Source organism: Labrys sp. F242, assembly GCF_057813875.1.
In genome coordinates this window covers 48,819-61,294 of the sequence record NZ_JBVASG010000003.1, presented here as the reverse complement: position 1 = coordinate 61,294, position 12,476 = coordinate 48,819, and the positions used below count along the sequence as shown (strand labels likewise).

9 protein-coding genes are annotated in these 12,476 nt (G+C 64.8%); 2 read left to right on the top strand and 7 right to left on the bottom strand.

Features of this window, described 5'->3' with window-relative positions; translation table 11 throughout:
* Window positions 1–530: 530 nt before the first annotated feature.
* The 6 genes from ACZYTC_RS19965 to gcl form a co-directional block, all read right to left on the bottom strand.
* Window positions 531–1,754: a M20/M25/M40 family metallo-hydrolase gene (locus ACZYTC_RS19965; RefSeq protein ID WP_488990383.1), complete on the bottom strand. Its 1,224-nt coding sequence runs from the start codon at window positions 1,752–1,754 to the stop codon at window positions 531–533.
* 213 nt (window positions 1,755–1,967) lie between these two features.
* A complete protein-coding gene (locus tag ACZYTC_RS19960) occupies window positions 1,968–3,218 on the bottom strand; it encodes an allantoate amidohydrolase (protein ID WP_434958767.1) in 1,251 nt (416 codons plus the stop codon).
* Entirely contained in the window at window positions 3,218–4,492 is a 1,275-nt protein-coding gene (locus ACZYTC_RS19955; RefSeq protein WP_488990382.1) for a glycerate kinase type-2 family protein, read from the bottom strand. Before ACZYTC_RS19955 ends, ACZYTC_RS19960 begins: the two co-directional genes overlap by 1 nt.
* A 138-nt stretch (window positions 4,493–4,630) precedes the next feature.
* Window positions 4,631–5,527, bottom strand: coding sequence for a 2-hydroxy-3-oxopropionate reductase (glxR, locus tag ACZYTC_RS19950; protein ID WP_488990645.1), 897 nt, complete (start codon window positions 5,525–5,527; stop codon window positions 4,631–4,633).
* 179 nt (window positions 5,528–5,706) lie between these two features.
* Window positions 5,707–6,483, bottom strand: a complete 777-nt coding sequence (hyi, locus tag ACZYTC_RS19945) for a hydroxypyruvate isomerase (RefSeq protein WP_488990381.1) — start codon at window positions 6,481–6,483, stop codon at window positions 5,707–5,709.
* Window positions 6,484–6,663: 180 nt separating this feature from the next.
* Window positions 6,664–8,439, bottom strand: coding sequence for a glyoxylate carboligase (gene gcl, locus ACZYTC_RS19940; RefSeq protein ID WP_488990380.1), 1,776 nt, complete (start codon window positions 8,437–8,439; stop codon window positions 6,664–6,666).
* A 320-nt stretch (window positions 8,440–8,759) separates the two neighbouring features.
* On the opposite strand from gcl, the gene ACZYTC_RS19935 reads away from it, so the two are divergent.
* The gene (locus tag ACZYTC_RS19935; protein ID WP_434958771.1) at window positions 8,760–9,662 is read left to right on the top strand and encodes a LysR family transcriptional regulator; all 903 of its coding nucleotides are present in this window, start codon (window positions 8,760–8,762) and stop codon (window positions 9,660–9,662) included.
* 13 nt (window positions 9,663–9,675) lie between these two features.
* Here the strand turns inward: ACZYTC_RS19935 and ACZYTC_RS19930 are convergent, their stop codons facing one another.
* Window positions 9,676–10,638, bottom strand: coding sequence for a hypothetical protein (locus ACZYTC_RS19930; RefSeq protein WP_488990379.1), 963 nt, complete (start codon window positions 10,636–10,638; stop codon window positions 9,676–9,678).
* Window positions 10,639–11,165: 527 nt separating this feature from the next.
* Between ACZYTC_RS19930 and ACZYTC_RS19925 the strand changes: the two genes are divergently transcribed.
* On the top strand, window positions 11,166–12,173 hold the full coding sequence (locus tag ACZYTC_RS19925) for a carbon-nitrogen hydrolase family protein (RefSeq protein ID WP_488990644.1): 1,008 nt from the start codon (window positions 11,166–11,168) through the stop codon (window positions 12,171–12,173).
* The last annotated feature ends 303 nt before the right edge of the window (window positions 12,174–12,476 follow it).

Below are 12,476 nucleotides of genomic sequence, written 5' to 3'. Positions count from 1 at the left end.
CATTGACGCCAGGGCGAACAAGCATCACGCCCGACATTGCAAGTGGCCTGCCATCTCTCCTTGCCGAGCGATGGTATCGCGCGCGATAAAATTGCCGGACTCAACAAGAAGGGAGACGACGTCCTGCCTCGGCTGCGTGCTGCCGCATGCAGGCATCGCGACCAGAACAACCGATCACAGCGTCCCGGCGACGCTGCATCGAACGGTCTCCGCATGCAACGAGATCGCGCCACCGTCGCGCCAGCGCTCGGCGGATATCGCATTGCCCACCCTCCCCATCCGTCCGTTTGGCGACCGTGTGCAAACACCGATGTGCAGTCCGAAACGATGCCACCCGTCCCGGCCCCGCCGGCAGAAGCGACGGGCACGGCCGGGCGCGACGGCCGGTCGAGACAGGGATCGCCGGCGCTCGAAAAGGGCCTCTCTAAACAAAGGGCCTCCCCCTTGCGGGGAAGGCCCTTCGGCAAATCGGGTCCAACGAGTGAAGGCAGGCGTGCGGGCACGGTGACCTTTCCCTCGCCTGCGCTGAATCAGGAGAGCAGATCTGCCAGCGCAGCGGCCACGACCTCGGTCGCCTTGTAGAGGTCGGGCAAATAGAGCCGCTCATCGGCGCGGTGGGCGTTGGCCTCCTCGATGGTGCGGGGACCTGCACCGTAGAGCACGATCGGAATGCCCTTGGCGGCATAGTGGCGGGCATCGGTATAGAGCGGCACGCCATTGGTGGTGACAGGCACACCCATCACGCGGCTTGCCTCGCGGGTCAGCGCTTCGGAGAGCTGTTCTGAGCCCGGCAGCGGCGTCAGCGGCTCGGCCAGCAGGATGCGGCGGACCTCGACGCGTGCGGCAGGGCTCGCCTGGGCCGCGCCTTCGATCACCTTGCGCAATTCAGCCTCGACGTCCCCGCCCTTTTCTTCCGGCACCATGCGCCGGTCGAGGCGGAAGGTCACCCGGTCGGGCACGACATTGGTGTTGATGCCGCCATGGATGAGGCCGATGGTGAGCTGCGGGGCGCCGATGCCTGGCACCGCCGAAACACGCTGGGCCAGCGAGGCGCGCCACGTATAGAGGGCGCCGAGGATATTGGTGGCGGCTTCGAGCGCGTCCACGCCTGTCCAGGGCTTGGCGGCGTGGGCCGAGCGCCCGTTCACCTCGACTTCGAGATGCAGGCAGCCATTATGGGCGTTGACGACGGCGTAGGAGAAGCCGGCCCCGAGCGCCAGATCCGGCTTGGTCAGGCCTTCCGACAGCAGCCAGCCGGGACCGATCTCGCCGCCGGCTTCCTCGTCATAGGTGAGATGGAGTTCGATGGTGCCCTTGAGCTCGCGGCCGACCTTTTCCAGAGCGAGCAGGGCGAAGGCATAGGTGGCGAAGTCGGACTTCGACACGGCGACGCCGCGGCCGACCATCCAGCCATCGACGATCTCGGCGCCATAGGGGTCGCGCGTCCAGCCCTCGCCGGGCGGCACCACGTCGCCATGGGCGTTGAGGGCGATGACGGGCCCGTCCCCGAAGCGCTTGCGCACGATCAGATTGGTGGCCGAGATCATGCCGTGCTGGCGCACCAGCGCCTCGGGCACGACATGGCGCTCGACGGTGAAACCGAGGCCCTCGAGCAGGCGCGCGGCCTTCTCGGCATGGGCGGCGCAATCACCGGCCGGATTGTCGGACGGGGTGCGCACGAGTTCGGCGAGGAATTCGGTCTGCCGCTCACGCTCGCTTTCCAGATAGGTGCGGATAGTGTCCTTGATGCTCATTATGGTCTCGTTCAGATGGGGTGGATGGGCCAATCCCAGATCGGCCTCGAAGGTTCGGTTGCTTTGCCCTCCCCTGGAGGGGGGGCGGCCTGAAAGGCCGGGGTGGGGTGAAAATACGCAGGTCTTCATCAGTGGAAGGTCGGTTTCTTGTGAAGAAGTCACCCCACCCCGACGCTGCGCGTCGACCCTCCCCCTCCAGGGGAGGATAAAGAGTTAGGAGGCGGGCAGGCGCTTGAGGAAGTCGATCAGCACCTCCAGGGCAGCGCCGACGTCCTCGGTGAAGATGGCTTCGGCCGGGTTGTGGCTGACACCACCTTTGCAGCGCAGGAACAGCATGGCGATCGGGCACAGGCTGATCATGGCGAGGCCGTCATGGCCAGCGCCGCTCGATAGCCGCAGGGGCTTGAGGCCGGTCGCGGCCACCGCCGCCTCGAAGGTCTCGATCAGGCCGTCATCACAACGGGCCGCGGGCTCGTCATAGGTCTTCTGGATGGCGAAGGCGACGCCGCGACGGGCCGCGATCGCCTCGAACCGGGCCGTCAGCTCGGTGACGGCGGCGTTGCGGATGTTGTCGTCGGGGCTGCGGATATCGACCGAAAAATGCGCACTGCCGGGGATGACGTTGACCGCGCCGGGGCGGAATTCGCAGGCGCCGACCGTGGCAACGAGATCACCCGAGGTGGTGGTGATCAATTCGGTCGCCAGGATCATCTCGGCCGCGGCCGCGCCGGCATCGAGGCGCAGCCCCATCGGCACAGTGCCGGCATGGCCGGCCTTGCCGGTGAGTTCGACCTTGAAGCGGCTGGCGCCGTTGATGGCGGTGACGACGCCGACGGGCAGATCCTCCGCCTCCAGCACCGGCCCCTGTTCGATATGGACCTCGACATAGCCCAGCGTGCGGCGGGGATCGCGGCCGAGGCGGGACACGGCGTCGGGATCGCAGCCGAAATCGATCAGGGCCTGGCGTAGACTGGTGCCGGCCTTGTCGGTGGCGTCGAGATTGCCTGATAGAAAGGTGCCGGCGAGCGAGCGCGATCCCGTCAGCGTCACCGGGAAGCGCACCCCCTCCTCGTCGCCGAAGGCGACGACGTCGATGGCGAAGGGCAGCTTCTCGCCGGCGCGATGCAGCGCCGCCACCGCCTCGATGGCGACGATCACGCCCAGATTGCCGTCATAGCGCCCCGCATTGCGCACGGTATCGATGTGGGAACCCAGGATGAGCACGGGCGCATCGGGCGTGGCGCCGGGATAGTGGCCGATCAGCGTCGCGGCCGCATCGAGCTCCGTCGACATGCCGGCCTCTTCCATCCAGCCCTTCACCAGCGCGATGGCCGCGGCATGCTCAGGCGTGAGATAGAGCCGGGTCAGAGCTCCCTCGTCGGCGGAGCAGATTGCCAACTCATCGAGCCGGGCCATGGCACGGACACCACTGGGGATGGCTGATGTTGCGAGGGCTAATCTCATCACAGCTTCATTCCTTCGGGCAGTATCAGCACAGCCCTGAAATCATTGACGTTGGTCAAGGTCGGACCGGTGACGATCTGGTCGCCAAGAGCCTGAAACAGGGTATGGGCATCGTTGTTGTCGAGGCTGGCGATCGGATCAAGCCCGGCGGCGCGTGCGCGTGCAAGACTTGTCGGATCGATCATCGCACCGGCCACTTCCTCGGCGCCGTCGACACCGTCGGTATCACCGGCCAGGGCATGGATGCCGCGTTGTCCGCCGAGCTTGACGGCAAGCGAGAGCAGATATTCGACATTGCGCCCGCCCCGGCCCTTGCCGCGCACGGTAACCGTGGTCTCGCCACCGGAGATCAGCACGCAGGGTGCGGCTGCGGGCTGGCCGTGCTGGGCGACCTGGCGGGCGATACCGGCCATGACGATGCCGACGTCACGAGCTTCCCCCTCCAGGGAATCACCCAGGATGATCGGGGTGATGCCGGCCTTGCGGGCAACCGCGGCCGCTGCCAGCAGCGATTGCTGCGGCGAGGCGATCAGATGGATCTCGCCGCGGGCGAGGCGCCGATCGCCGGGCTTGAGTGTCTCCTCCTGGGCCGCTTCGAGATGAGCGATCACCGGTGCTGGCCCATCGATGCCGTAGCGGGCAAGGATGGCCCTGGCGTCGGCAAAGGTGGTGGGATCGGCCACGGTGGGGCCGGAGGCGATGGCGGCGAGATCGTCGCCCGGCACGTCCGAGATCACCAGGCTGACGACACGTGCCGGGAAGGCGGCGGCGGCCAGCCGCCCGCCCTTGATGGCGGACAGATGCTTGCGCACGCAGTTCATCTCGTCGATCGGCGCGCCCGATTTGAGCAACGCCTTGTTGATCGCCTGCTTGTCGGAAAGCAGCAATCCTTCCGCCGGCAGGCTGAGCAGGGCCGAGCCGCCGCCGGAGATCAGCGCGATCACGAGATCGTCCTCGCCAGCCCCTTCCACCAGGGCGAGCATGCGTGCCGCCGCCCTGACACCGTTGAGGTCCGGTACGGGATGGGCGGCTTCGATCACCGCGATACGCTGACACGGCACGGCATGGCCGTAGCGCGTCACTACCAGGCCCTCGAGTGGGCCGGGCCATGACTCTTCCAGCGCCTTGGCCATGGCGGCGGCGGCCTTGCCGGCCCCGACCACGATGGTCCGCCCCTGCGGCGGCCGCGGCAGGAAGGCCGGCATGCAGGCAGAAGGTGTCGCCGCAGCCACTGCTGCCTCGAACATCGATGTCAACAATGCCCGTTCAGGCATGGCGAACCTTTCTGTGCCAAAGCGTTTTGTGATCAGACGGAAGCGTCTGGAATCGCAAAGATACGTCGAAACGAGGAGCTGGAGCACCGGAACCGGCGGTCTTCCCCACCCATGAGCGGGAAAGACCGATGGCTGGCGTCAGCCCTTGACCGGTGCGCCGATCTCGTGATTGGCCATGATCTCCAGCGCCCGGACCAGGCCGGAATGATCCCAGGCCGCGCCGCCATGCGAGACGCAAGCATTGAACAATTCCTGGGCGGTGGCGGTGTTGGGCAGGGAGAGGCCGAGCTGGCGGGCCGTGGTCAAGGCGAGATTGAGGTCCTTCTGGTGCAGGGCGATGCGGAAGCCCGGATCGAAGGTGCGCTTGACCATGCGCTCGCCATGCACTTCCAGGATACGCGAGGCGGCAAAGCCGCCCATCAGGGCCTGGCGCACCTTGGCCGGGTCGGCACCGGCGCGCGAAGCGAACAGCAGGGCCTCGCCGACGGCCTCGATATTGAGGGCGACGATGATCTGGTTGGCGACCTTGGTGGTCTGGCCATCGCCATTGCCACCGACCAAAGTGATGTTCTTGCCCATCTTCTCGAACAGCGGCATGGCGCGCTCGAAGGCGGCTTCCGGGCCACCGACCATGATGGTGAGGGAGGCGGCCTTGGCGCCGACCTCGCCGCCCGAGACCGGCGCGTCGAGATAGTCGACGCCGAGCTCGTTGATGCGCTTGGCGAACTTCTTGGTCTCGACCGGGGAGATCGAGCTCATGTCGATGACGAGCTTGCCGGCGGAGAGGCCCTCGGCGACGCCGCCCTTGCCGAACAGCACGGTCTCCACGTCCGGGGTGTCGGGCACCATGGTGATGATGATGTCGGCCTTGCGGGCGACATCGGCGGCGCTCGCCTCGGCCTTGCCGCCGGCCTTGATCAGGTCCTCGGGCACATTGCCGAGCGTGTTGAGGAAGAGGGTGTGGCCGGCCGCAATCAGGTGTCCCGCCATCGGGGCACCCATGATGCCAAGTCCGACAAAGCCGATATTCATGATGAAGATCCTTGTTCCTTAGGCGCAAGCGCCAGCCAGTCGCCTTCTCCCCTTGCGGGAGAAGGTGCCCCGATAGGGGCGGATAAGGGGTGAACCACCGCACCGGCATGGGATCGCAAGACCCCTCATCCCCCTGCCGGGTCCTTCTCCCGCGAGGGGAGAAGGGGATTTATGGGACGGGCTCAGCGAGCCTGCTTGAACCAGCCCAGGCCCGCTTCAGTCTCGCCCTTGGGCTTGTATTCGCAGCCGATCCAGCCGGCGTAGCCGAGCTGGTCGAGCCATTGGTAGAGGAAGGGGTAGTTGATCTCGCCGGTGCCCGGTTCGTTGCGGCCGGGATTGTCGGCCAGCTGCACGTGCCAGATCTCAGGCAGGTGCTTTTCGATGGTGCGGGCCAGATCCCCTTCCATGATCTGCATGTGGTAGATGTCGTATTGCAGACCGACATTGTCCGAGCCCACCTCGGCAATGATCTCGGCCGCCTGGCGGGTGTTGGTCAGGTAGAAGCCGGGAATGTCGCGCGTGTTGATCGCCTCGATCACCAGGCGGATGCCGGCCTTCTTTAACTCGCTTGCGGCGTAGCCGATGTTTTCGACGAAGGTGGCCCTTGCCTGCCCCGCATCGACGGAGGCAGGCGCGATGCCGGCCAGGCAGTTGACCAGCTTGCAGTCCAGCGCCTTGGCATAGGTGATGGCCTCTGCAACGCCTTCACGGAACTCCGCCTTGCGATCGGGCAGCACGGCGATGCCGCGCTCCCCGCCCGCCCAGTCGCCGGCCGGCAGATTGTGCAGGACCTGGGTGAGCTTGTGCTCCTTCAGGGCGGCAGCCAGATCGGACGCCGGGAAGGGATAGGGGAACAGATATTCCACGCCCGCAAAGCCGTTGCGGGCGGCTGCCGCGAAGCGCTCCATGAACGGCACTTCATTGAACAGCATGGTCAGATTGGCGGCAAATTTAGGCATGGCGGTTCCCGGTGACTTACCCTCCCCTCGAGGGGGAGGGTCGACGCGTAGCGTCGGGGTGGGGTGATGGCTCGACCGTCGGAGAACGAGCTCTCATTCAATCACATTGGCCAGGGGCAGCGGTTCTCACCCCACCCCGGCCTATTGGCCGACCCTCCCCCTCCAGGGGAGGGTAAAAACTCAGTCCAGCAGCGCGATCGCGGTGGGCGCGTCGGAGGCGTCGAGGGCGAGATCCTCGAACTCCGTGACCTTGTCGAGATCGGTGCCCATGGCGACGTTGGTGACGCGCTCCAGCATCACCTCGACCACCACCGGCACGCGCAGTTCGGCGGCCAGGCGCTTGGCCTCCTGGAAGGCGTCATAGAGCTTCTCGGGATCGGTGACGCGGATGGCGCGGCAACCCAGGCCCTCGACCACCTTGAGATGGTCCACACCATAGACGCCCAGTTCCGGCGTGTTGATGTTCTCGAAGGAGAGCTGGACCTGGAAGTCCATGTTGAAGCCGCGCTGGGACTGGCGGATCAGGCCGAGATAGGCGTTGTTCACCAGGACATGCACGTAAGGCAGGTTGAACTGGGCGCCGACGGCCAGCTCCTCGATCAGGAACTGGAAATCGTAGTCGCCCGAGATCGCCACCACCGAAGCGCTGCGATCGGCAGCGCAGACGCCGAGCGCCGCCGGCAGCGTCCAGCCGAGCGGACCGGCCTGGCCGCAATTGATCCAGCCCCTGGGCTTGTAGACATGCAGGAACTGGGCGGCCGCGATCTGCGACAGGCCGATGGTCGAGACATAGGTGGTGTCGCGGCCGAAAGCCTTGTTCATCTCCTCATAGACGCGTTGCGGCTTGATCGGCGTCTCACTGAAATGGGTGCGGCGGAGCAGGGTTTTCTTGCGCTCGCGGCATTCCTCCAGCCACGTGGAGCGATCCCTGAGCTTGCCCTGCGCCTTCAGTTCCCGGGCGGCTTCGATGAAGACATCGAGGGCCAGGCCCGCATCCGAGGCGATGCCGTAATCGGGCGCGAAGACCCGGCCGATCTGGGTCGGCTCGATGTCGACATGCACGAATTTGCGGTCCTTGGTGTAGACCTCCATTGTGCCGGTGTGCCGGTTGGCCCAGCGATTGCCGATGCCGAGCACGAAGTCGGAAGCGAGCAGCGTGGCATTGCCGTAGCGGTGGCTGGTCTGCAGGCCGGCCATGCCCACCATCAAGGGGTGGTCGTCGGGGATGGTGCCCCAGCCCATCAGGGTCGGGATCACAGGCACGCCGGTCAGTTCGGCGAAGGCGACGAGCTTGTCGGAAGCATCGGCATTGATGATGCCGCCGCCGGCCACGATCAGCGGGCGCTCGGCCGCCTGGAGGAGGGCGATGGCCTTGTCGATCTGGGCGCGGGTGGCCTTGGGCTTGTAGACGGGCAGCGGCTCATAGGTTTCCGGATCGAACTCAATCTCGGCCGTCTGCACGTCGAAGGGCAGGTCGATCAGCACGGGGCCGGGGCGGCCCGAGCGCATCAGATGGAAGGCCTGCTGGAAGGTGCCGGGCACCTGGGCGGGCTCCATCACGGTGACGGCCATCTTGGTGACGGACTTGGCGATCGCGGCGATGTCGACGGCCTGGAAGTCCTCCTTGTGCAGACGGGCGCGCGGCGCCTGGCCGGTGATGCACAGAATTGGAATGGAATCGGCCGCCGCCGAGTAGAGACCCGTGATCATGTCGGTGCCGGCCGGGCCGGAGGTGCCGATGCAAATGCCGATATTGCCGGCCTTGGCACGCGTATAGCCTTCGGCCATGTGGGACGCCGCCTCGACATGGCGGGCCAGGACATGCTTGATCTGGTTACGCGGGCGCAGCGCGGCATAGAGCGGGTTGATTGCAGCACCGGGGACGCCGAAAGCACACTGGGCGCCTTCCTTCTCCATGATGTGCACAGCAGCTTCCGCCGCGGTCATGCGGGCCATGAGCGTTTCTCCTCAAGCATTCTTCGATCCGCGGATCGGAATTTGCGTCGGTTTCATAGCGCTTTCCGATCCGACTGGATCGGAAAGACGCGTCTATCTTTTTGAAATCATGAACGATATTCGATTCAACGGGATTGAATATCGTTCTTGAAAATCGCGCCTCGCATGCGACCGACGGGATCGAATCCAAGGCGGTATGAATTGTTCGACGGAGCGGTCTTTCCCGCTCATTGCTGCCTGAAGATTGCAGGGGAACGACTATTAGTCCAATATATGGTTCGGTATAATCAATAGCTAAAAGATATGGATCGGTGGCTGCCATGGAACTGCGCCATCTGCGCTACTTCATCGCCCTGGCGGAGGAACTCAGCTTCACGGCCGCCGCGCAGCGCCTGCACATCTCGCAGCCCCCGCTGAGCCAGCAAATCCGCGACCTCGAGCATGAGCTCGGCGCCGTGCTGTTCCTGCGTACCAGCCGCAAGGTGATGCTCACCGAAGCCGGCACGGCCTTTCTCGCCCATGCGCGCAGCATCATCGCCAGCGCCGAACTTGCCGCGACGCAGGTCAAGGCGATCGGCCAGGGCATGACGGGCGCACTCAACGTGGCGGCAACCGGCTCCATGCTGCTCGGCCCGCTCGCCGCCCTGATGGCGGACTACCGGCGCCGCTTTCCGGGCGTGGTGATCGGCCTGCACGAAATGGCCCCCGAAGCCCAGCTCAATGCGCTCTCGACCCGGGCCGTCGACGTCAGCTTCCTGCGCATGCCGCCCGAGGATGCCGAACTCGTCCGCGAGACCGCCTGGCGCGAGCCTGTCGGCGTCTTCCTGCCATCAGGCCATCGCCTCGCCGAGCGCGGCTCCATCGCTCTCGCCGAACTCCACGAGGACGAGCATGTCTTCCTGCGCCTGCGTGATTCCAGCTTTGCGGTCTATCTGCGCCAATGCTGCGTAGAGGCCGGCTTCATTCCCCGCATCAGCCAACAGGTGATCGAATCCTATTCACTCACCAGCCTGGTCGCGGCGGGCTTCGGCATCGCCCTTGCCCCGCGCAGCGTCAGCGCCCTGTCGCGGCCCGAAGTTATTTACCGCGACCTCGTGCCACCGACCCCCACTGCCGACGTCAGCATGGTCTATCAGCGCGAGCCCAGCCCGGTGCTGGCACGCTTCCTGGGCTTCGCGCGCCGCTTCCTGGCCGATTGGCGGGCCCGGCCGGGCCGCCAATAAACGTTTCCGCCGCTCAGGAGACCGGGACGGCAGCCAGTTCCCGGCGCAGGACCTTCAGGGCCGTCGACATCCAGATCCAGACCCGGGCCGACTCGGCCTGCTCCTGGGCCAAGGTCACCTTTGTCCTGCCGAAATGCTTGTAGGCGTCATAGGCCTCCAGGGCGCCATAGGCTCCCGGTGCCATATATTTCAGGATTTCGCGGGTCGTCCGGTCGCCGGCCAGCCGCTCCGCCGCCGAAACGGACGGACGCCGCGCCCCGCCGGCGCCGGGCGGCAGATAATCGTTGGATTCGTTGATAATGCCGTCCGGGTCGGCGACGCCCCAGGGTGTGCCACCCATGCCGCCATGGGTACGGAAGAAATATTGCTGCTTGTAAATGGTGGGCGCGCCCGGCATGCGCCGTGTCGCATAGCTGCCGAACAGCGACCGTGAACCCGTCTTCGGATCCCGGCGGGCATGGAAGCACACCCGGACATTGGGTGGAATGAAGAGCGGCGCATTGAAGGGCTGCCTGTCGACCGCATCGAACAGGAATAGGCCGTCGACGGCAATCCCCTCCAGCGCGAGCAGCGAAGCGGTATAGACCACTGCCGCACCGCCACGACTATAGCCGGCTAAGAAGATACGTTTGGGTCCGGACGCTTTGTGCCGATAGCGCTCCCGCACAGAGCGATAGGCGCCGATCCCCAGGGCCGGCGTCGAGACGCCGTCGAGGCTCGGGCCGCGCCGGTAATATCGCGCTTCGTTGCCCCAGCTCCGATGCAGGCGCTGTACGAAACTATCGCCGAACTCCGCCTCATAGGCCCGGTCGGAATAGGGGCCGGTGCCGTCGATGCCGGCATAGATATCGAGCGCGGCATTGGCCGCTGCGATCTCGGCACCGCGCCTTTGCCGCTCCTCGTGCCGCGCGACCTCCATGGTGTAAAGCGCCGACATGTCGTGACTGTCGAAAGGAAAGGCGCCGTTCCAATTCATTGCCCACCCCGAATGAACTGCGAAGTATATAACACAGTCTATACAGGCACCTCCATATCTCTCAAGAAGTATTATTTGACAATTATGTAAAGCGTCGGACGGTAGATACCTACCGCTTGAGAAAAATTCGACACATTGTGCGTCCCACGAGAGATTTATTATGAGAATGAGGAACTGTTCTCCGGCTTTGAATGAAAAAAACCTGCGGCATGTCCCCGGCCATCTCGTTCGCATTCGCCTCAAGATTTCAACACGCAGGGTGGAGGCTTCGTGCTCGGCACACTGGATAGCGCGGACTGAGAAGGTTGCCGCCGCCTTTCGTTTGAAGACTTCTGCGGCGGCTTGACGAATTGCCACCGTATCGACATCTTCAATGTTGGCGTGACCGACGCCCAACCTCCCAAGGCCTTCCCCAGCATGGCCTTAAACGGAGGCAAAGGGACTTCTGTCTCGGGTCGTTGTCGTGGTCCGATCGTTTCGGGCGTGGTTGCTGGGGAACTTGCGTCCGGGGCGTGAAAGGCCTGACAATGACGCAGAATGGCAATCTCAAGCGCCGTGTCCGTGCGCGCGCAGCCAAAACGGGCGAGTCCTATACCGCCGCTCTCAGACATATTCGCCAGACATCGGGACATGATCCGTCGCCGAGCCATACCGACACGCAATCGCTACGGCTGGCGGTCGCGCAAACCTCGCTCTTCAACGATCCCCGCGATAGTTCCGGGTTCCGCGCCACTGGCGAGGAAATGCGGCGCTTGATGCGTGAGGCTCATAAGGAAGGCGCGCGGCTCATCCATTTCCCGGAGGGCGCAACCTGCTCCCCCAACAAGCGCATCATGTCGCAGAACGGCCCTGGGGATATCGGCCCTTCCGACTGGACTCGATTCGACTGGGCGGTTCTGCGCGAGCAACTGGACATGATCAGCACGCTCGCGCGGGAACTCGGGCTCTGGACAGTGTTCGGGTCGGTCCATCGCCTCACGCCGCCGCACCGGCCGCACAACAGCCTCTATGTCGTGTCCGATCGCGGCGACCTCGTCACCCGCTATGACGAGCGCCTGCTCTCGAACACCAAGATCTCCTTCATGTATTCGCCGGGGAAAAGCCCGGTGACCTTCGAGGTCGACGATCTCCGTTTCGGTTGTGCGCTCGGTATGGAGGCGCACTATCCGGAGATATTCACCGAGTATGAGAGTCTGGATGTCGATTGCGTTCTGTTCTCGACGACGGGAGAGACCCCATCGGCCGCGCCGCCTTTCGCGGCGGAGGCATTGGGACATGCCGCCAGCAATGCCTATTGGGTCAGTTACGCCGCCCATGCGCCGCAAAGCGTGACGATCCCCGCTGGAATAGCCGCGCCGGACGGCCGATGGAAAGCCCAATGCCCGTCAGACGGCACGCCGGCCCTCCTCGTCTCCGACATCTCGGCCGATCGCGAGCATCCCGCGCGGCCATGGCGACGAACCGCCCGCTCCGATCTTTACGAGGCGCATAAGATAGACGGCGATCCCAGAAGCGACGCCTGCACTTCGTTCTGATCGGCAAAAGAGACCCAAAGGCCAATGCCGTTCACTTAAGCGTCTTCGAGTTTGCACGACCTTTGTCATTGCCGGGCTTGACCCGGCAATGACAAATCGGAGCGTTTCCTCCTTATGTGAACTGCATTGCCCCCGGGCCCCTTTGGTCACTGTCGCCGCATCATTGCTGCGCAAAAGGGGTGTCCACCTTTCGGCACGAAGGCCACGGCAAACACCAGCTGGCATGCTCCTTGCTTGAATTTCCTGAGCGAGCCTGACGCGCGCCGTCGGCGACGCGGGGGTGGGCTCGTCGTCACCCCAGGC